The organism is Falsiroseomonas frigidaquae (genome assembly GCF_012163145.1).
GTDB classification, from domain to species: Bacteria; Pseudomonadota; Alphaproteobacteria; order Acetobacterales; family Acetobacteraceae; genus Falsiroseomonas; species Falsiroseomonas frigidaquae.
Map to the genome: position 1 here is coordinate 50,316 of NZ_JAAVTX010000002.1, position 19,111 is coordinate 69,426.

Sequence of the window (19,111 nt, forward strand, 5' to 3'; positions counted from 1 at the left end):
GCAACGGCGGTTGACCCGCGACCGGGGCTCGGGGAGCCTCCCGCGCAAGATGAGGGAGGATGCCCGATGCAGGTCATTGCAAATCAGGGCGGAGTCGGCGCAACGGTACGCGGCGTGGACCTCGCCCGGCCGCTGACGGATGCCGATTTCCGCGCGCTGCTGCGCGCGCTTGGCACGCATGGCGTGCTCTGCGCGCCGGACCAGTCGCTGGAAGCACCGCAGATCAGTGCGTTGGGCAGCCGCTTCGGCACGCTGGAGCACAACGTCGCCAACATGTTCCACCCGGACGGCCATCCGGAGGTGATGATCCTGTCCAACGTGGTGCAGGACGGCAAGCCGGTCGGGCTGAACGATGCCGGCCAGGGCTGGCACACCGACATGAGCTATTCCACGGAGATCGCGCTCGCCAACATCCTGCACGCCAAGCAGGTGCCGGTGCGCGACGGGCGACCGCTGGGCGACACGCAGTTCCTCGACATGCATGCGGCCTATGCGGATCTGCCGGCGGAGGTGAAGCAGCGCCTGGAAGGCCGCACCGCGATCCACGACTTCAACAAGTTCTGGGAGATGATGCGCCAGCGCCCCGGCTCCACCCGGCCACCGCTGACCGAGGAACAGCTCCGCCGCAAGCCGCCGGTGAGCCAGCCGATCTTCCGCACCCACCCCATCACCGGCCGCCGCGTGCTGTACTGCAACCCCGGCTATGCGATGCGGATCGAGGGCATGGAGGAGGCGGAGAGCGACGCCATGCTGGACTTCCTGTTCCGCCATCAGTCGCAGGAGAAGTACCTGTACTCGCATCGCTGGACGCCGGGCGACGTGCTGATGTGGGACAACATCGCCACGACGCACAACGCCGTCGCGGATTACCGTGCCGATGAGCCACGCTACATCCTGCGCGTGCAGGTGATGGCGACACTGGACTACGCGCGCCTGGCGGCCTGAAGACCAGGGCGCCAACAAAAACAGGGGGAGAAACAATAATGAACATCACCAGGCGACAGGCCGGCGCGGGCCTGCTCGGCGCGCTTGCGCTGCCCGGATTTGCACGGGCGCAGAGCTTTCCGAGCCGCACCATCCGCCTCGTCGTCGGCTTCGCCGCCGGTGGGCCGACCGACGTCATCGCGCGCGTGGTGGCGCAGGACATGTCGGCCAGCCTGGGCCAATCCGTCATCGTTGAGAACCGCACGGGTGCGAATGCCCTGGTGGCGACGGAGGCGGTGGCGCGGGAGCAGGCGGATGGCTACACGCTGATGGTGACCACGCTGTCGCACAGCGTGAATTCCATCCTGCTGCCGAATGCGCGCTACCATCCGCTGCGCGACTTCGCGCCGGTCAGCCTGCTGGCCGTGCTGCCGCTGATCGCGGTGACCGGCGCCACCACCCCGTACCGCACGCTGGCGCAGCTTGTGGATGCGGCGAAGGCGAAGCCGGGCGAGGTGACCTATGGCTCCGCCGGCAATGGCGGCTCCGCGCATCTGGCCGCCGCGCTGCTGGCGGTGCAGTCCGGCACGGAGATGACGCATGTGCCCTTCCGCGGCAACGCGCCGGCGCTGACGGAGGTGATGTCGGGCCGCGTCTCCTTCATGTTCTATCCGATGATCGGCCTGGCGGATCACATCGCGCGCGGCTCGCTGCGCCCGCTCGGCGTATCCACCGCGGAACGCAGCCCGGATTATCCGCAGGTGCCGACGATGCGGGAGATCGGCTATCCGGGCTTCGAGGATTACAGCCAGGGCCTCGGCATCGCCGCCCCCGCCGGCACGCCGGAACCCGTGGTGGCCAGGCTCAACGCCGCGGTCCGCGCCTCGCTGGAAAAGCCGGAGACGAACCAGCGGCTGAAGTCGCTGGGCGCCATCGTCACCGCCTCCACCCCCGCGGAATTCGGTGCCTTCCTGGAACGCGACCTGGACCGCTGGCGCCGCGTGATCGAAGCGGCCAAGATCACGGGCTGAAGGCCGCGATCGAGGGCCAGGAGGAGACACCGACATGCTGATGCGCCGCACTCTGCTGGGGGGCCTGGCCCTGCCGCTGGTCGCAACCCGGGCTCGCGCCCAGGTCTGGCCGGACCGGCCGGTCCGGCTGGTGGTGCCCTACGCCGCTGGCGGCCCGACGGACACGGTGGCGCGGCTGCTGGCGGAACGCCTCTCCGCCAGCCTGCCGCAGCGCGTGGTGGTGGAGAACCGCGCCGGCGGCGGCGCGCTGATCGGGACGGAGGCGGTGGCGCGCGCGCCGAAGGATGGCAGCACGCTGCTGTTCACCACCGTGGTGCATGCCGTGCACCGCGCGCTGCACGGCACACGGCTGACCTTCGATCCCACCGCCGATTTCGCGCCCGTGGCGCTGGTTGGCGTGGTGCCGCAGGTCATCATGGTGCCGCCCGAAAGCCCGGTGCGGGACGTGCCCGGGCTGCTGCGCTACCTGCGCGACGGCCAGCACGCCTATGGCAGCAGCGGTGCCGGCGGGTCCTCGCATCTCGGCGTCGAACTGCTGAAGAGCATGACGGGCGTGCGGGCGGAGCATGTGCCCTATCGCGGCACGGCGCCCGCCGTGGTGGACCTGATCGCCGGACGCATCGCGCTGGTGATGGACAGCGTCGCGACCGGTGCGGCGCAGGTGCGCGGCGGCACGCTGCGCGGCATCGCCACCACGGGCCCACGCCGTTCCTCCGCCCTGCCCGACCTGCCGACGGTGGCGGAGACGGTGCCGGGCTTCGCGGCCACAACCTGGAACGCCGTGCTGGCGCCCTCCGGCACGCCGGATGCGACGCTGGCAGCAATCTCGGAAGCCGTTACCGCCGCGCTGGGCGAGCCGGCCCTGCAGGCGCGCCTGACCGAGCTGGGCGTCGAGGTGCCGCCGGCCGCGGAGCGCAACATCGCGGCGGCACGGCAATTCGTCGCCGCGGAAACCGCGAAGTGGGAGAAGCTGATCGCCGAGGCCGGCATACGCGCCAGCTGACCTCAGAAGCGCTCCGCCGCATAGGGCGCAAGATCCCGGTTGCTGGGCTGGCCGAGGATGGAAGGGGCCAGCAGCTCGGCCGTCGGTGCGGAGCCGGTCAGGCCGAGATGCCCATGGCCGAAGGCGAACCACAGCCCGGGCACGCGCTGCGCCGGGCCGATCACCGGCACCGAATCCGGCAGGCAGGGGCGGTGGCCCATCCAGAAGCCATCCGCCTGGGTCACCTGCGCGTCCGGGAACACCGCCGCCAGATCGTCATACAGCAGCTTCGCGCGGGCCGCGTCCGGCGCACGGTCCAGCCCGCCGAATTCCACCGTGCCAGCGACGCGCAGCGCATTCTCCATCGGCGTGATGAACACCTTGCGGTCGGCCGGGATCACCGGGCGGGTGAGGCTGATGCCGGATTGCGTCAGGTCCACATGGTAGCCGCGCTGCGATTCCAGCGGGATGCGGTAGCCGAGCGGCGCCGCCAGCCGCGCGGACCAGGCGCCAGCTGCCAGCACCACCGTATCCGCCGCATGCAGCGCGCCAGCCCCCGTCGCGCCGCTGATGCGGCCATCCGCCACCGTCAGCGCGACGATGCGATCGCGCAGGATCGTGCCGCCCGCCTGCTCCAAGGCCTGCGCCAATGCGCGAACGTAGCGGAGTGGGGAGGCGCAATGCGCGTGGTCCGGCAGGAACATCGCAAGCTGGTAGGCGGGGCCGACCGAAGGCTCCAGCGCCAGGATGCCGGCGCGGTCCAGCTGTTCCAGCCTGGCGCCATGCGCGCGGCGGATCTCCCAGGCCGCTGCGTCCTTCGCGAGCTGCGCCGCATTCCGGTAGAGGTAGAGCTGGCCATGCGGACGCAGCAATTCCGGCGCACCGATCTCCTGTGCCAGAGCGTGGTGCTGCTCCGTCGCGAGATGCAGCAGCCCGTCGAGTGCCGCGGTCGCGCGCAACACCGCGGCGGGGCGCGCCGCGGCGACGAAACGGGCGAGCCAGGGGGCGGCGCGCAGCCAGTAGCTGGCAGGCACATGCAGCGGCGCGGCGCGGTCCAGCAGCATGCGCGGCACCTGGCGCAGCAGGCCCGGCATCGCCAGGGGCGCCACGGAGCTGGAACTGATGGCGCCCGCATTGCCGAAGCTGGCGCCACCCTCACCCGGCGGCTCGGCATCCACGACCGTGACCGTGGCGCCGCCGCGTCGCAGGCGCCACGCGAGCGCCAGCCCGACGATCCCGGCGCCGATGACCAGAACCCGGCCTGGCGGTGCGGCTGGCAGGGCTACAGAATTGTTCAACGACATCTCCCCGCCTCGAATCCCGGCAGCGTGCAATGCGCGCTGCCGGGGTGCAAGACAAGGGTACGGCCTGGGCTTAGCGCGACGTGCGGCGCACCGTCAGCGTTGGGTGCGCCGCACCGCCGTGGGGTCGTTCCGCTCATCCGCACGCGCGGTGTAGGTCAGGTCCCGGCGCATGGCCCACAGCGCGTTCTGCAGGTACAGCGGCACCAGCGCGACATCATCGATCGCGGCCAGGCTGGCCTGTTGCAGCAGGCGGTCGCGCTTGGCGTCATCCATCTCCCGCTCCGCCTCGCCGGTCAGCCGGTCCACCTCGGCGTTGCTGTAATGCGTGCGATTGGCGGCGCCATGCCCACGGTCCCGGTTGCGGGTGCGGAGCACGGAGTTCAGCAGCACGGAGGCATCGCCGGTGGAGTTGCCCCAGGTCAGCAGCGCGGCCGGAAATTCCCGCCGCGTGGCGCGGCCGATGAAGGTGGCATAGGGCTGCGCCTCCACCGTCGTGCGCACGCCGATGCGGGTCCACATCTGGCCGATCGCCTGCACCACGCGGGAATCGTTCATGTAGCGGTCATTCGACCCCGCGAGGGTGATCTGGAAGCCCTGCGGATAGCCCGCTTCCGCCAGCAGGCGGCGCGCCGTATCCGCATCCGCCGTCGGGACCGGGTGGTTGTCGATATGGCTGAAGGCGCCGGGCGGCATGAACTGGCCAGTGGCGAGCGCGGCCTTCTGCATCACGCGTTCCACGATCAGGCGCCGATCGATCGCCAGCGACAGCGCCTTCCGCACCCGCTGGTCCGCCAGCGGGTTGCGCTGGAGCGGGCCGCCATCGGCGGCGGCCATCTGCGGCACCGGCGGCGTGCGTTCCGCATCGAGCGTGATGTACATGACGCGGAGGCTGGTGGTCTCCGCCACGCGGAAGCGGTTGTCAGCGCGCAGGCGGTCCAGGTCCGCGGTCGGGATCTGGTCGATGAAATCCACGTCTCCGGCCAGCAGGGCCGCGGTGCGCGCGCCGTCATTCGAGATCATGCGGTAGTTCACGCTGGCCCATTCGGGCTTCTCGCCCCAATAGGCCTCGTTGCGCGTCACCTCCAGCCGGTCTCCGGGCGTGTAGCTGGAGAAGCGGAACGGACCGGTGCCGATGGCGACCCGGCCACTGTTGAAATCCGCGGTCGTCGCATCCGCATGCAGCCGCCGGCCGAGCATGGGAACCTGGCTGAGATAGACCGGCAGCAGTGGCGAGGGCGCCCGCGTATACAGCCGCACGGTGCGTGCATCCACAACCTCCACCCGGCTGACGGGACGAATATGGGTGGTGAAGGATGCACCGGGCCCGGTGATGGTCGGGATGCGCTCCAGCGTGAAGGCAACATCATCCGCCGTGAAGGGCGTGCCATCATGGAAGCGGATGTTCTCGCGCAGCCTGAACTCCCAGCCCTCCTCGCCCATCGCCCGCCAGCTCTCGGCGAGCCCCGGGCGAAGCTGCGCCTGCGCGTCGGTGGTCAGCAGCGTGTCGAACAGCATTTGCGACACTTCGCTGTTGCTGCGCAGCAAATGGTAATGCGGGTCGATGGAGGAGACGGGCGAGCCGATGCCCATGTTGAGGGTCTGCGCGGCCGCCATCCCGGCGCTGAGCGGCAGCGCCGCCAGCGCCGCGATCACGTGGCGCAAGGCGCCGGACCGAGTGCTGCGACGAACATGTTGGCGCATCTGCTGTTCCCTCCCGCGGCGCCATTCCGGCGCTCCTGTGTGCGACTGATCGGATGCCGACCGATCGGTTGGTTCCCGCAGACTATGCGCCCGCCGCCGCTGCCGCAAGCCATGAGGATGAAGGCGGGGCATGAGTCGGGGGCGTCTTGCGTGGCGATGCCGGATGACGCTATGCGATCAGCACCGACCGATCGGTTGGTCCAGATGCGGCGCCGTCGAAGGAGCGTCGCCGGAACGGGGAAAGAGCATCGACATGACCGGAAAGCACCACGAGAAGGGTGGCATTGGCCGACGCGGCGCATTCGCGGCCGCTGCCTCGCTCGCCACCGCCGCCCTGCTGCCACGCGGCAGCCTGGCGCAATCCTACCCGACCCGGCCGGTCCGCATGATCGTGCCCTTCGTACCAGGTGGCGGCGCCGACCTGACCGCCCGCTTCGTGGCGGAGCCGTTGGGCGCGGAGCTCGGCCAGACCGTGGTGGTGGAAAATCGCGGTGGCGCCGGCGGCACGATCGGCACCGCCGCCGTGGCCCAGGCCCCGGCGGATGGGTATACGCTGCTGTACGGCACGCCGGGACCGCTGGTGACGAACCGCTTCCTGATGGCGAACCTGCCCTACGACCCGGACCGCGACTTCGCGCCGGTCAGCCTGCTGACGCAGGGCGCCTATCTGATGGTGGTGAACAAGGACGTTCCGGCGCGCAGCGTCTCGGATCTGATCGCGCTGGCGAAGGCGCGGCCCGGCGAGCTGACCTTCGCCAGCTCCGGCATCGGCGCGGGCAGCCACCTGTCGGGTGAATTGCTGTGCATGCAGGCCGGCATCCGCATGTCTCACGTGCCCTATCGCGGCACCGGCCTGGCGCTGCAGGATGTGGCGGCCGGGCGCGTGGACGTCTCCATCGACACCTACGGACCGATGATCCCGCTCATTGAGGCCGGCAATTTGCGTCCCATCGCCGTGACCAGCGCCCGCCGGTCGCCCGATCTGCCGAACGTGCCGACGGTGGCGGAGACGCTGCCGGGCTTCGAGGTGACGGTGATGAACTACGTCTGCGTCCGCTCCGGCACGCCGCAGCCCATCATCCAGCGGCTGAACCAGGCGCTGGTGAAGGTGCTTGCGGACCCGGCGCTGCGTGAGAGAATGCGGGCGGCCGGCGCATCTCCGCCGGTCTCGAGCACACCGGAGGAACTGGGTGGCCTACTCCGAACCGAAGTCGCGAAGTGGGGTGAAGTCATCCGCCGCGTGGGCATCACCCCGCGCTAGGGCAAAGCCACGCCAGGTCGCCGCGCCCCTTGCGGCGGACGATCTGGCCGGCCTGCTGGGGCTTGACGGCAATGGCGAGGTGCCGAGCGGCCGCATCATCCAGATCTATGAAGTCGCCTGCCGGCAATTCGCGCAACGCGGCTTCGATGGCGTCTCGATGCGCGACATCGCCGCAGAATGCGGGATCTCGAAGGCGACGCTGTACCATTATTTCCCGGACAAGGATTCGATCCTGCGCCCACTCGCCATGGGCGCGACGAAATCGATCTACCTGCATGTGGCGCGGCATGATGATGTCACGCTGCCGGCGGTGGACCGGCTGCGGCGCTTCGTCGTGGAGACTGCGACCTTCTTCGAGGCCTTCCGCTGGGCCTGGATCGCCGGCTCCACCGCCTTCTGGTCGGATCCGGAGGCCAGGGCGCGCAAGGAACGCATCGCCTGGCGCGACCGTTACGAGCAGTTGCTGCGGGACATCCTGCAGGCCGGCATCGAGGCCGGGGAATTGCGCAGCACGGATGTGAAGATTGCCGGGCGTCTTGTGCTCGGCACGATCAACTGGATGCCGCGCTGGTACAACCCGGCCGGCCCGCTCAAGGCGCCGGAGATCGCAGGCCAGTTCTGCGACATGCTGCTGGATGGCCTGCGCGCCGAGGCGCCGAAGAAGGCGACGCGCCGCAACGTGAAGGCCGCGGACTAGGCAAGGCGCATCTTCGCCACTTGCGCGACGCCCCGCGCGCGCATAGCCTCCCGACCGATCGGTCGGTTTCAGAGCCAGGAGGAAGAAGCGCCATGTCGTCGGATGTCGTGAAGCTGGAAGTCTCGGACTACGTGGCGGTGGCGACGCTGAACCGGCCGCCGGTCAATGCCGTGAATGCCGAGATGCGCAACCGCATCATCGAGATCTTCGACGAGGTGACGGACCGCGACGACATCCGCGTGGTGGTGCTGACCGGCCAGGGCAAGATCTTCTGCGCCGGCGCCGACCTGAAGCAGCGGCCGGACCCGACCAAGGCCGGCACCTTCTGGCACCACAACCGCATCACGCGGGAAACCGGCAATGCCATCAAGGAATGCGCAAAGCCGGTGATCGCAGCGGTGAACGGCGCAGCGCTCGGCGCGGGCTTCGGGCTGATGGCCGCCTGCGACATCATGCTGGCCTCCGACACCGCCGTGTTCGGCATGCCGGAGATCGATGTCGGCCTGGCGGGCGGCGCCGCGATGATCAACGAGCTGTTCGGCAAATCCTATGCGCGCCGCCTGATGTTCACCGGGGACCGGCTACCGGCCAGCGACCTGTACCGGCTCGGCGTCATCGATTCGGTCTGGCCGGTGGAGGAGCTGATGCCCGCCGCCATGGCGATGGCCACGCGCATCGCGCAGAAGAGCCCGCTCGGCATCAAATACGCCAAGAACAGCTGCAACATGGTGGAGCTGATGCCGGCGAAGGACGCCTATCGCTTCGAGCAGAACTTCACCTACGAGCTGGCGAAGACGGAAGATGCGAAGGAGGCCCGCGCCGCGCAGCTCGAGAAGCGCAAGCCCGTCTTCAAGGGCCGCTGAGATGGAAGTGGATTACGAGGCCTTCCGGCGCGAGGTGACGGAGTTCGCGCAGACGCGCTGCCCGCCCGAAATCCGCGCCGTCGTCGCCACCTATCGCAAGCTGTCGCGCAAGATCTGGCAGCCCTGGCAGCAGATCCTGCACGCGCATGGCTGGGGCGCGCCGAGCTGGCCGAAGCAGTTCGGCGGCACCGGCTGGGACCCGCAGCAGCGGCACATCTTCGACGAGGTGATGGCGGAGAATGACTGCCCGCCGCAATACCATCACGGGCTGCGCCACATCGGCCCGGTCATCATCGAATTCGGCACGCCGGAGCAGCAGGCGCGCTTCCTGCCCGGCATCCTCAGCGGCGAGGACTGGTGGTGCCAGGGCTATTCCGAACCCGGCGCCGGGTCGGACCTTGCCTCGCTGCGCACCGCGGCGCGACGGGAGGGCGATGAATACATCGTGGACGGCCAGAAGACCTGGACCTCCCACGCGCATGAGTCGGATTGGATGTACACGCTGGTCCGCACCTCCAAGGAGGCGAAGAAGCAGCAGGGCATCACCATGCTGCTGATCCCGCTGAACTCGCCCGGCATCACCATCCGCCCGATCCGCACCATCGATGGCTGGCACCATGTGAACGAGGTGTTCCTCGACAATGTGCGCGTGCCGGTCGCCAACCGGATCGGCGAGGAAGGCAAGGGCTGGACCTATGGCAAGTTCCTGCTGGAGCGCGAGCGCCTCGGCGGCGCCAATGTCGCACCGGCGCTGAAGAACCTGGAGCGCACGCGCGAACTGGTCGCGCAGGAGTTGGCCGGCGAGACGCATCGTGCGAAGCGTGCGGCGCTGGAACTTCGGCTGCTGCTGGCGGAGGCGGAACTGCGCGGGGCGCTGGCGCTGGGCAAGGAAGCGGTGGCGGCGGTGATGGAAGGCCGGCCGCTCGGCCTGTTGCCCTCGGTGCTGAAGCTCTCCACCAGCGTCACGCACCAGCATGTGGCGGAGGTGGCTATGGATGCCGTCGGCGAACGGCTGGCGCCGCGCTTCCGCCGCATCGATGGCAGTGGGCCAAATGCCGAGGCGCCGGGCATCGAGTGGGTGCAGAACTACATGTATATGCGCGTGCGCACGATCTATGGCGGCAGCAGCGAGGTGCAGAAGAACGTGATCGCCAAGCAGCTTTTCGGGTCCTGACGCCATGCCCTTCACCGCAAGCCCGCTGGTCGGCGGCGATGCCTATGAGATGGCCCAGCGCCTGGCGCTCGAGGTCGATGCGGAGCTTTCCGCGCTGTCTGACGCGGGCGAGCAACTGGCCTGCCTGCGCCGGCATTGGGATGCCATCGCCGGCCTTGGCTGGATGGCGACCATGGTGGCCGAGGATGCGGGGGGCGCGGGCGGCGACCTGTCCGACGTCGCGGCGCTGGCCTGTGGTGCCGGGCGCGGCGGCCTGCCGCTGCCCATAGCCACCGCCTGCGTCGTCGCCCCTGCCCTGCTGGCCGCTGCGGGCGCGCGCGACATGCTCGCGCAGGTGGCGGAGGGTGCCGCGCGGATCTGCGTGATTCTGCCCGATGCCGCGCAGGATCCCGGCGCGACGAGGCTGAGCTTCGACCGGACGCTGGAAGGCGGCGTGGTCGGCGTGGAGACACCGCCGGATCCGACGCATCTGCTGCTGGCCACGAAGGCGGGTGAGCTTCTGCTGCTGTCGGTCGACTCGCCCGGCATCACCCGAAGCCTCTCGATGCGGATCGACGGGCGGCTCGCCGCCGATTGGCATTTCGTGGGCGTGGCGGTGGCGCAGGAGCAGGTGCTGGCGCGCGGCATCGCCGACCAAGCGGATCGTGCCCGCGACCTCGGCGCGCTGATCACCTGCGTCGAGGGTGTCTCCGCCATGGGCGCGATCATTGAGCAGACCATCGCCTTCCTATCCGACCGCGTGCAGTTTAACGCGCCGCTCGCCTCCTACCAGGCGCTACGCCATCGCGTGGCGGAGATGTATGTGGAGTACGAGAACCTGCGCGGCCTGGTGGCGCATGCGCTGCGTGAGGCCGCGGCGACGGATGCGCTGCCCTGGCGCGATATCGCGCTGGCCAAGCTGCGGCTCGGCGAGGCCGGGCGTCTGGTGGCGCATGAGACCATCCAGATGCATGGCGGCATGGGCCTGACCGAGGGTGTCGCCGCCATCCGCCTGGCACGCCGCGTGATGATGGCTGAGTTCGAGTTTGGCGACCGCAGCTTCCAGGCAGACCGCCTGCTGGCGCAGGTCGCGTGACGGGGACCACGATGCACCAATTGGAGAAGATGTTCCGCCCCGCCTCGGTCGCGGTGATCGGCGCCTCGAACGATCCCGACAAGCTGGGCGGCCGCACGCTGCTGCATCTGCGGGAACTCGGCTATCGCGGCCGCATCTACCCGATCAACGTCACCGCAAAGCAGGTCCAGGGCCTGCCCGCCTGGCCGAGCGTGCGCGACCTGCCAGAAGTGCCAGATTCGGCATTGATGCTGCTGCCCGCGCCGCTGGTGGAGCCGGCGCTGGAGGAATGCGCGGCGAAGGGCATCCTGCATGTGCAGGTGCTGTCCTCCGGCTTTGCCGAGGAGGGCGCAGAAGGGGCCGCGATGCAGGACCGCGTGGCGGCGCTGGCGCGCCGGCATGGCATGCGGATCACGGGGCCGAATGCGCTGGGCAGCATCAGCCCGCCGGATGGCTTCTTCGGCACCTTCTCCTCCCTGCTCGCCACCGCGCAGCCGGGGCCGGGCGTGATCGGCGTGGCCACGCAGAGCGGCGCCTATGGCAGCCACATCTACGCCGCGGCACATCTGCGCGGCATCGGTATCAGCCGCGCCATCGCCACCGGCAACGAAGCCGATATCGATGTCGCCGCGGCCATCGACTACCTGGCGGAGGATGCGGGCACGCGGGTGATCTGCGCCTCGCTCGAAGGCTGCAAGGATGGCGCGGCGCTGCGGCGCGCGCTGCTGAAGGCGGCGGCGGCGCGCAAGCCCGTGATCATCATGAAGGTCGGCACCACGGAGGTCGGCGCCGCGGCGGCCGCCACGCATACCGGGTCGCTGGCCGGCGAGGATCGCATCTTCAGCGCGGTGTTCCGCGAATGCGGCGCCTATCGCGCCCAGTCGATCGAGGAGATGATCGACATTGCCTATCTCTGCGCCATCGCGCCGCTGCCGCCGAATGATGCGGTGGGCGTGCTGACCGTCTCCGGCGGCATCGGCGTGCTGATGGCGGATGCCTGCATCGAGGCGGGGCTCTCCGTGCCGCCGATGCCGGATGCCGCCATGGCGCGCATCCGCGAGATCCAGCCCGTCGCCGGCGGCCGCAACCCGATCGACACGACGGCGCAGCTCAATGGCCGCATGCATGTCTTCGAGGCGATCAGCCAGGAGATGCTGCGTGGTGCGGAGCTGGGCTGCTTCCTGTTCTACCTGGCGCATCTCGGCCGCAACGTGCCGCGCTTCCCGCCGCTGGAGCAGACGCTGGCCGCGCTGCGCCAGGCGGCGCCGGATCGGCTTGTCGTGGCGGTGATGACCTCGGTCGAGGAAATCCGCACGCGGCTGGAAGCGCTGGGCGTGCCGGTGTTCGAGGATCCGACCCGCGCCGTGAAGGCGGTGACCGGCGCCGCGCGGCTGCGCGCCTTGCAGGCAGCGGCTACGGCGCCGAAGGATGTCGCAGCCGCCGCGCCCCGCCATGTCGCCGCGGGGAACGAGGCCGCGGCCAAGGCGCTGCTCGCCGAGATCGGCGTGAAGGTTCTGCCCGAGCACGTTTGTGCGGAAGCCGGGCAGGCCGTGCTCGCGGCAGACGCTGTTGGTTATCCCGTCGTGATGAAGATCCTGTCCGACGACATCCCGCACAAGACGGAGATCGGCGGCGTGCTGCTGAACCTGCCGGATGCGGATGCGGTGCGGCAGGGCTTCACGACGCTGATGCAGCGCGCCGGCGCCGCCCGCCCGGATGCGAAGCTGGATGGCGTGCTGGTGGCGCCCATGGTTCGCGGCGGTGTCGAGACCATCATCGGCGTGCAGCGCGACCCGATCTTCGGGCCGATGGTGATGTTCGGCCTCGGCGGCGTCTCCGTCGAGCTGTTCCGCGACGTCGCCTTCGCCTCCGCGCCGCTGACGCCGGAACGTGCGGCGGCGCTGGTGGAGTCCGTGCAGGGCGCACGGCTGCTGGCGGGCTGGCGCGGGGCGCCGGCGCTGGACAAGGCGGCGCTGGTGCAGGCGCTGTGTGCCGTTGCCGCCTTCGCGGCGGCCCAGCCGGGGATCGAGAGCATCGAGATCAACCCCTTCCTGGTGCAGGCGCAAGGCGGCGTGGCGCTGGACGCGCTGGTGGCGATGCGCGCGCCGTAGCGGCTGCCGTGGCACCGATGTTGCTTGGTCCCGCCAGGACTCAGCAACAGGGTGGCCATGGCCTCGCTCTCCGACTCCCGCGCGCCCACCAACCCGGTTGCCGCGCGGCTCAATCCCGCCACGCGTTTCTTCAGCCTGCTGTGCGGCTGGTGGCTGCTCGGCTACAGCCTGCTGGTCTGCGCCGACCTGGTTGCGCGGCGCTATTTCGGCGTGTCGCTGCAGGGCACGGATGAGATCGGCGGCTATACGCTGGCGGCGCTGGCCGCCTTCGGCTTCGGGCATACGCTGGTGGTGCGCCGGCATACGCGGATCGACCTGTTCCTGTCGCGCATGCCGGCCGTGGCGCGGTCCGTGCTGCATGTGGTGGCGGCGCTGGCCATCGCTGCCTTCGCGGTCTTCGCCGCCAGCCGCGGCTGGGCGGAGGTTGCGGACAGCATCGAGTTCATGTCCGTCTCCACCAGCCCCTTGCAGGTGCCGCTGTGGATTCCGCAGGGCGTCTGGTTTGCCGGCCTGGCGCTGTTCGGCCTGGTGGCGCTGGTGCTGGCGATGCACGCGGCGTCGCTGCTGATGCGCGGCCGGGTGCGGGAGGTCAATGCCTGGTACGGCCCGCCCACGGTGGATGAGGAAATTGCGGCGGAAACCGGCCGGAGCAAGCTGCAGTGACCGGCTTCGGGGTGGCGCAGGCCGCCATCGGCTTCGTGCTGATGCTGGCCATGCTGTTCTCCGGCCTGCATGTCGGCGTGGCGATGGCGGCGGTGGCGCTGGTCGGGGCGGATCTCTATCTCGGCGCGCCGGTGATCAATGCGCTGGGCACCCAGCTCTGGGGCGCCACGGACAGTTTCACGCTGCTCGCCGTGCCGCTTTTCGTGCTGCTCGGCGAGTTGCTGGTGAAGGGCGGCGCGACGGATCGGATGTACAAGGCGCTGGCCGCCTGGCTCGGGCCGCTGCCGGGCGGGCTGCTGCACACGAATATCGGGGCCTGCGCGATGTTCGCGGCCGTCTCCGGTTCCTCCGTTGCCACGGCGGCCACGATCGGCACGGTGGCGCTGCCGAATTTCGAAAGCCGGCGTTACGATCCGCGGCTGGTGCTCGGTACCATTGCGGCGGGTGCCACGCTCGGCATCCTGATCCCGCCCTCGATCAACATGATCATCTATGGGGCGATGACCAATACCTCCGTCGGGCGGTTGTATGCGGCGGGGGTGGTGCCGGGGCTGCTGTTGACGGGGCTGTTCATGCTGGTGGCGGCGGGGCTGTGCCTGTGGCGGCCGGCGCTGGGCGGGGCGCCGGAGGCACGGCTGCCGCTGGGGGAGCGGGTCCGCGCACTGGGCGGGCTGGCGGCGCCGGTCGGGCTGTTCGTGATGGTGATGGGCAGCATCTATGCCGGCTGGGCGACGCCCACGGAAAGCGCCGCGGTGGGCGTGGTGGCCGCCTTCGTGCTGGCCGTGCTGCATGGCCGCTTCCGCGTGCAATTGCTGCATGAATGCTTCGAGACGACGGTGACCGTCAGCTCCATGATCCTGCTGATCGTGGCGGCGGCCTTCTACCTGAACTTCGTGCTGGGCATCCTCGGCGTGCCGCAGGCGCTGTCCGCCTTCGTCACCTCGCTCGGTGTGGGCCCCATTGGCATCCTGTTCGTGCTGTTCGTCTTCTACCTTGTGCTCGGCTGCTTCCTGGAGACGCTGTCGATGATGGTGGGGACCATTCCCATCGTCGTGCCGATCGTGGTGGCGCTCGGCGTGGACCCGGTGTGGTTCGGCATCTTCCTGGTCATCATGTGCGAGATCGCGCTGATCACGCCGCCGGTGGGCATGAACCTGTATGTGGTGCAGGGGGTGCGGAGCAGCGGTTCGGTGGGTGAGGTGATCCAGGGCACCCTGCCCTTCCTGGCGGCGATGGTGCTGCTGATCCTGCTGCTGATCGCTTTCCCCGGCATCGCGCTGTGGCTACCGGGGCTGGCCTTCGATTAGCGGGCCGCGTAGTGGCCGCGCACCGCCGCCACCAGCGCGGCCACCTGCGCCTCCCGCGCCGGGGTCCAGGGCTCGCGGGCGCGCTGCGCGGCCTGCGCGGCGGCTTCGGTGATGGCGGCGGCGTCCAGGTTGGGAAAGTGGCCGTCGCGGTACAGCACGCGGCCATCCACCATGGTCAGCCGCACATCCCGCGCATCGGCACGCGCCAGCAGCAGGTCGAGCAGCGGGACGGAGGGATCGGCATAGGCACCGCGCACCCGACGCAGATCCACGGCGATGAGGTCCGCCGCCAGGCCCGGCGCCAGCCTGCCCACCTGCCCAGCCAGCCCCATGGCGGCGGCGCCTTCCGTCGTCGCCATGGCGAGCAGCCGCGCGGCATCCGGCGGGCCGGCACCGTGCCACGCGGGTTCGGTGGACAGGCGCGCGGCCAGGCGCAGTTCCTTCCACAGATCCTCGTCGTCATCCATCGTCTGGCAATCCGTGCCGACCGCAACGCGCACGCCGGCCGCCCAATAGGCCGCGAGCGGCGCCTGGCCGCAGCCGAGGCGCAGATTGCTGGCCGGGTTGCGGACCAGCCGCGTGCCGCTGCGCGCCGCCACCACGATATCGCCCGGCGTCAACTGCGCCGCATGCGCCAGCGGGGTCAGCGGGCCGAGCACGCCCAGCGATTCGAGCCGCGCCAGCGTGCCCTCCGGATACAGCCCGGGCGCCGCGGCGGCCTGCGCCACGCTTTCCAGCGCATGCATGTGGATCGGCGCACCACGCGCCTTCGCCGCCGCAGCCAGCCCGCTGAACAGCGCATCGCTGACCCATTGCGGGCCGGCGGGCGCGAAGGCCAGACGGATGCGGCCATGGCCGGGCAACCTGGCCGACAGGTCATCGAACAGCGCCTCCGCCTCCGCCGCCGTACGGGCGAAGATCGGCGGGTCCGGGTCGCCGACCAGCGCGCGCAGGTCTTCGGACAGGGAAGCCAGGAAGCCGGGCTGCGCCTCGGCGGGGAAGACCAGGCTGGCGCGATCCTGCGCGCCGATGCCGACCACGGCGCGCAGCCCGGCCGCATCATAGGCGGCGATGGTGCGCACCAAATCATCCGGCTGCCTTCCGGCCGCGCCCCAGGTGGTATTGGCGTGGATGGTGGCGGTGACGCCGGAGGCGAGCATCTGCATCGCCGCCAGTGGCACCATCGCCGCCGGGTCGAGCCAGCCACGCCGCCGCTTGGTGGTCTGCAGGCCTCCAGGATCATGTCCGGGAAGCCGAGCTGCAATTGCGTCAGACCGCGGCCATGCTGGTGCGCATTCACCAGGCCGGGCATCAGCACGCAGCCTTCCAGGTGCAGGCGCTCCGCACCCGGCGCGGCCGCGACCAGCTCCGCCACCTGGCCGAGGGCGGCGATGCGGCCATCGGCGCCGACCAGCACCCCCTCGCCTTCCCGCGCCACCGGGTCCGTGGCGCCGGCGATCAGCGCCTCTGCCGTCACGATCCTGCTCATCGGAGATCTCCATGACCATCGCCGCCGCCGAAGCCCGCGCGCTTGACCTTGCCGCCGGTTTCCTGGACGCGATCCGCGACGGCAGCCTGGATGCGCCGGGCGTCACCCGCGCCTCCTACGGCGCCGGGGAGCGGCTGGCGCATGCAAGGGCGCGGGAGGCGGCGGAGGGGCTGGGGCTGGAAATCCGCGTGGATCCGATCGGCACCCTGTCCATGACCCTGCCCGGCACCGACCGCAGCCTGCCCGCCGGGATCATCGGCAGCCATGCGGACAGCGTGCCGCATGGCGGCAATTTCGATGGCGCGGCGGGGGTGGCGATGGGCCTGGCCGTTGCGGCGCGGCTGCGCCACCTGGACCGGCGCCTGGACCGGGACCTGACCGTGCTGGCGATCCGGGCGGAGGAGATGGTCTGGTTCCCGGCCAATTACCTCGGCAGCCGCGCCGCCTTCGGCCTGCTGCCGCGCGAGGCGCCGGACACGCTGCGGCGGGCCGACAGCGGCCGGAGCCTGGCCGAGCACATGGCCGAGGAGGGCTTCGACCCCGATTTCATCCGCCAGGGCCGCGCCAGCCTGGATGCCGCGCGCATCGCCTGGTTCCTGGAGCCGCATATCGAACAGGGGCCGGTGCTGGTGGAGGCCGGGCTGCCCGCCGGCATCGTCACCGGCATCCGCGGTTCGCTGCGCCATCGCAACTGCCGCGCGATCGGGCAGGATGCCCATGCGGGAGGCGCTCCGCGGCGCAACCGTCGCGATGCCGTGATCGCCGCCGCGCGCCTGGTGGCGGGGCTGGATGATCTCTGGACGGCGGAGGAAGCAGCCGGGGCGGATCTGGTCTGCACCATTGGTGAATTCTGCACCGACGCCACGCGCCACGCGCCGACCCGCGTGCCCGGGGAGGTGCGCTTCACGCTGGATATCCGCAGCGAGGATGTGGCGACCCTGGCGCGGGCCGAGGCCTGGCTGGCGCAGGCGGCGACGGAGGCGCAGGCGCGAAACGGCGTCGCGATCGACTACGGCCCGGCGCTGCATGTGCCCCCGGCCCTGATGGACCCGCGGCTGCGCGCGGCGCTGGGCGCGGCGGCGGCGGAGGCCGGGATTCCCACCATGCCCATCGCCTCCGGCGGCGGGCATGATTGCGCGACCTTCGCGGGCCAGGGCGTGCCCTCCGCCATGCTGTTCATCCGCAATGATGGCGGCAGCCACAACCCGGCGGAGGCGATGGAGATGGATGATTTCGCCGCCGCCTTCCGCATCGCGGCGGGCGCGGTGGAGCGCTTCGGATAGGCGCTTCACCGCCAGAAAAGGCGGCCGGCATGCTTTGCCGGCCGAGCGGCCGAACGGCCGCCGCCGCTTGTGCGGCGAAGCCAAGGGCCGCGGATGCGGCCCGCCCGGCGTCTGAGGGCCGAAATGCGCCAGCATTTCGGACAAGGATCAGTTGATGGTGAAGCCGCGGGCGGCGCCGACGGTGCCGTTCCAGGTCTGCGTGCATTGCGCCCAGACGCGGTTGCAGGTGTCGCGCCAGCTCGGAAGGATCACCGCGCTCACCGCCTCGCGCACCAGCGCCGCATCGGCGTCATTCACCGCGACCAGCGTGTTGCGGAAGGGCTTGTGTTCCGTGCAGGGGCCGCCGGTGGAGCAGGACAGCGCATCGCCATTGGAATTGGTCGCGATGTTCCACATCGCATCCTCCATCCGGCGGAACTCGCGGGTCATCGCCGTCTGCTGTTCCGGCGAGAAGCGGCGCCAGGCGGCCATGGTCATGAAATGGCCCTGCACCGCGCCGGACAGGCCCAGCGGCAGGATGTGGCTGGTCACTTCCGGCCAGTTGCCGGTGTTGCCGGAGGTGGCGGAGGTGATGGCGCAGCTCGCCACGCCGCGCTGCAGGGCGGGGTACACCTCGCTGAACTGCAGCGTCACCGGCGTTGCGCCCAGATGCTGCAGCAGGGCGGACATGGTCGGCGTGAAGGAGCGCACCTTCAAGCCGCGCAGATCGCGGACGGAGGTGATGGGCGCGTTGCAGTAGATGATCTGCGGGCCGAAGGGCCACAGCGTCATCACCCGCGTGCCGAAACGCTGCTGCAGGCGCTGGTCGAAGGCCTCGCGATAGGATTCCACCGCCCGGCGCAGCTCCGGCACGGTGGTGGAGACGCCGATCAGGTCCAGCCCCTCGAAGAAGGGATCGTCCCGGGCGACCATGCCGATCTGCACGCTCATCACGTCAAACGCGCCGGAGCGCAGCAGACGCAGGCTGTCGGCGGCCTGGATGCCGAGCACGTCCAACGGGTTGTAGGTGACGGCCAGCGGCGTGTTCGCGGCGGCGGAGAGACCTGCGAAGAAGGGCCGCTCCACGCCATCCACATGCTTGGTGTTCTGGCTGAAATTGCCGGCGACGCGCAGCGGGATGGGCGCCTGCGCCTGGGCCGTGGCGCCAAGGCCGAGCGTGGTCGCGGCGGCGAACAGGCCGGCTGCGAGCCGGCGCTTGAGACATTTCATGAGCACTCTCCTGGCAGCGGATGCGGCACGGGTATTGCAACATCCGGGCCAGCAAGCA

At 70.3% G+C, this 19,111-nt stretch carries 17 protein-coding genes; 13 read left to right on the forward strand and 4 right to left on the reverse strand.

All coding sequences use genetic code 11. The features are described 5' to 3' along the window. Window positions 1–66: 66 nt before the first annotated feature. From HB662_RS04715 to HB662_RS04725, 3 genes are read left to right on the forward strand one after another with little or no spacing between them, the layout of a single operon-like run. Complete coding sequence (locus HB662_RS04715) at window positions 67–945, forward strand: TauD/TfdA dioxygenase family protein (RefSeq protein ID WP_168047741.1); 879 nt, start codon at window positions 67–69, stop codon at window positions 943–945. Between the two features lie 38 nt (window positions 946–983). Then, window positions 984–1,955: a Bug family tripartite tricarboxylate transporter substrate binding protein gene (locus HB662_RS04720; RefSeq protein WP_168047742.1), complete on the forward strand. Its 972-nt coding sequence runs from the start codon at window positions 984–986 to the stop codon at window positions 1,953–1,955. 34 nt (window positions 1,956–1,989) lie between these two features. Next, entirely contained in the window at window positions 1,990–2,958 is a 969-nt protein-coding gene (locus tag HB662_RS04725; RefSeq protein WP_168047743.1) for a Bug family tripartite tricarboxylate transporter substrate binding protein, read from the forward strand. A 2-nt stretch (window positions 2,959–2,960) separates the two neighbouring features. Here HB662_RS04725 and HB662_RS04730 read toward each other — a convergent pair whose 3' ends face one another. After that, window positions 2,961–4,235 (reverse strand): NAD(P)/FAD-dependent oxidoreductase, encoded by a 1,275-nt coding sequence (locus HB662_RS04730; RefSeq protein ID WP_209443117.1) that lies wholly within the window; start codon window positions 4,233–4,235, stop codon window positions 2,961–2,963. A 99-nt stretch (window positions 4,236–4,334) separates the two neighbouring features. Beyond that, window positions 4,335–5,942: an ABC transporter substrate-binding protein gene (locus HB662_RS04735; protein WP_168047745.1), complete on the reverse strand. Its 1,608-nt coding sequence runs from the start codon at window positions 5,940–5,942 to the stop codon at window positions 4,335–4,337. 253 nt (window positions 5,943–6,195) lie between these two features. Here HB662_RS04735 and HB662_RS04740 point away from each other — a divergent pair, with 253 nt between their 5' ends. The 8 genes from HB662_RS04740 (at window position 6,196) to HB662_RS04775 (ending at window position 15,072) form a co-directional block, all read left to right on the forward strand. Further along, on the forward strand, window positions 6,196–7,203 hold the full coding sequence (locus HB662_RS04740; RefSeq protein WP_168047746.1) for a Bug family tripartite tricarboxylate transporter substrate binding protein: 1,008 nt from the start codon (window positions 6,196–6,198) through the stop codon (window positions 7,201–7,203). A 79-nt stretch (window positions 7,204–7,282) separates the two neighbouring features. Further along, entirely contained in the window at window positions 7,283–7,900 is a 618-nt protein-coding gene (locus tag HB662_RS04745) for a TetR/AcrR family transcriptional regulator (RefSeq protein WP_168047747.1), read from the forward strand. 92 nt (window positions 7,901–7,992) lie between these two features. Next, window positions 7,993–8,763 (forward strand): enoyl-CoA hydratase/isomerase family protein, encoded by a 771-nt coding sequence (locus tag HB662_RS04750; protein WP_168047748.1) that lies wholly within the window; start codon window positions 7,993–7,995, stop codon window positions 8,761–8,763. A 1-nt stretch (window position 8,764) separates the two neighbouring features. After that, on the forward strand, window positions 8,765–9,937 hold the full coding sequence (locus HB662_RS04755; RefSeq protein WP_168047749.1) for an acyl-CoA dehydrogenase family protein: 1,173 nt from the start codon (window positions 8,765–8,767) through the stop codon (window positions 9,935–9,937). A gap of 4 nt (window positions 9,938–9,941) precedes the next feature. Continuing rightward, the gene (locus HB662_RS04760; protein WP_168047750.1) at window positions 9,942–11,012 is read left to right on the forward strand and encodes an acyl-CoA dehydrogenase family protein; all 1,071 of its coding nucleotides are present in this window, start codon (window positions 9,942–9,944) and stop codon (window positions 11,010–11,012) included. Beyond that, a complete protein-coding gene (locus HB662_RS04765) occupies window positions 11,009–13,102 on the forward strand; it encodes an acetate--CoA ligase family protein (protein WP_342449442.1) in 2,094 nt (697 codons plus the stop codon). The genes HB662_RS04760 and HB662_RS04765 overlap by 4 nt, the downstream gene beginning before the upstream one ends. A 57-nt stretch (window positions 13,103–13,159) precedes the next feature. Further along, window positions 13,160–13,765 carry a TRAP transporter small permease subunit gene (locus tag HB662_RS04770; RefSeq protein ID WP_168047751.1) on the forward strand — a complete coding sequence of 202 codons (606 nt, stop codon included), beginning with the start codon at window positions 13,160–13,162 and terminating at the stop codon, window positions 13,763–13,765. Further along, window positions 13,762–15,072, forward strand: a complete 1,311-nt coding sequence (locus HB662_RS04775; protein ID WP_209443118.1) for a TRAP transporter large permease — start codon at window positions 13,762–13,764, stop codon at window positions 15,070–15,072. The genes HB662_RS04770 and HB662_RS04775 overlap by 4 nt, the downstream gene beginning before the upstream one ends. Here the strand turns inward: HB662_RS04775 and HB662_RS04780 are convergent. Further along, window positions 15,069–16,256, reverse strand: a complete 1,188-nt coding sequence (locus tag HB662_RS04780) for an amidohydrolase family protein (RefSeq protein WP_342449443.1) — start codon at window positions 16,254–16,256, stop codon at window positions 15,069–15,071. The genes HB662_RS04775 and HB662_RS04780 overlap by 4 nt on opposite strands. A 98-nt stretch (window positions 16,257–16,354) precedes the next feature. On the opposite strand from HB662_RS04780, the gene HB662_RS04785 reads away from it, so the two are divergent. Both HB662_RS04785 and HB662_RS04790 read left to right on the forward strand, forming a co-directional pair. Beyond that, the gene (locus HB662_RS04785; protein WP_168047753.1) at window positions 16,355–16,576 is read left to right on the forward strand and encodes a hypothetical protein; all 222 of its coding nucleotides are present in this window, start codon (window positions 16,355–16,357) and stop codon (window positions 16,574–16,576) included. After that, on the forward strand, window positions 16,573–17,844 hold the full coding sequence (locus tag HB662_RS04790; RefSeq protein WP_168047755.1) for a hydantoinase/carbamoylase family amidase: 1,272 nt from the start codon (window positions 16,573–16,575) through the stop codon (window positions 17,842–17,844). Before HB662_RS04785 ends, HB662_RS04790 begins: the two co-directional genes overlap by 4 nt. Before the next feature lie 147 nt (window positions 17,845–17,991). Here HB662_RS04790 and HB662_RS04795 read toward each other — a convergent pair whose 3' ends face one another. After that, complete coding sequence (locus HB662_RS04795; protein ID WP_168047757.1) at window positions 17,992–19,053, reverse strand: TRAP transporter substrate-binding protein; 1,062 nt, start codon at window positions 19,051–19,053, stop codon at window positions 17,992–17,994. Window positions 19,054–19,111: the final 58 nt, after the last annotated feature.

Coding starts and splice junctions, on each gene's coding strand:
- HB662_RS04715 (WP_168047741.1), top strand. CDS start 67: ATGCAGGTCATTGCAAATCAGGGCGGAGTCGGCGCAACGGTACGCGGC.
- HB662_RS04720 (WP_168047742.1), top strand. CDS start 984: ATGAACATCACCAGGCGACAGGCCGGCGCGGGCCTGCTCGGCGCGCTT.
- HB662_RS04725 (WP_168047743.1), top strand. CDS start 1,990: ATGCTGATGCGCCGCACTCTGCTGGGGGGCCTGGCCCTGCCGCTGGTC.
- HB662_RS04735 (WP_168047745.1), bottom strand. CDS start 5,942: ATGCGCCAACATGTTCGTCGCAGCACTCGGTCCGGCGCCTTGCGCCAC.
- HB662_RS04740 (WP_168047746.1), top strand. CDS start 6,196: ATGACCGGAAAGCACCACGAGAAGGGTGGCATTGGCCGACGCGGCGCA.
- HB662_RS04750 (WP_168047748.1), top strand. CDS start 7,993: ATGTCGTCGGATGTCGTGAAGCTGGAAGTCTCGGACTACGTGGCGGTG.
- HB662_RS04755 (WP_168047749.1), top strand. CDS start 8,765: ATGGAAGTGGATTACGAGGCCTTCCGGCGCGAGGTGACGGAGTTCGCG.
- HB662_RS04760 (WP_168047750.1), top strand. CDS start 9,942: ATGCCCTTCACCGCAAGCCCGCTGGTCGGCGGCGATGCCTATGAGATG.
- HB662_RS04770 (WP_168047751.1), top strand. CDS start 13,160: ATGGCCTCGCTCTCCGACTCCCGCGCGCCCACCAACCCGGTTGCCGCG.
- HB662_RS04780 (WP_342449443.1), bottom strand. CDS start 16,256: ATGGTGCCACTGGCGGCGATGCAGATGCTCGCCTCCGGCGTCACCGCC.
- HB662_RS04785 (WP_168047753.1), top strand. CDS start 16,355: ATGCTGGTGCGCATTCACCAGGCCGGGCATCAGCACGCAGCCTTCCAG.
- HB662_RS04790 (WP_168047755.1), top strand. CDS start 16,573: ATGACCATCGCCGCCGCCGAAGCCCGCGCGCTTGACCTTGCCGCCGGT.
- HB662_RS04795 (WP_168047757.1), bottom strand. CDS start 19,053: ATGAAATGTCTCAAGCGCCGGCTCGCAGCCGGCCTGTTCGCCGCCGCG.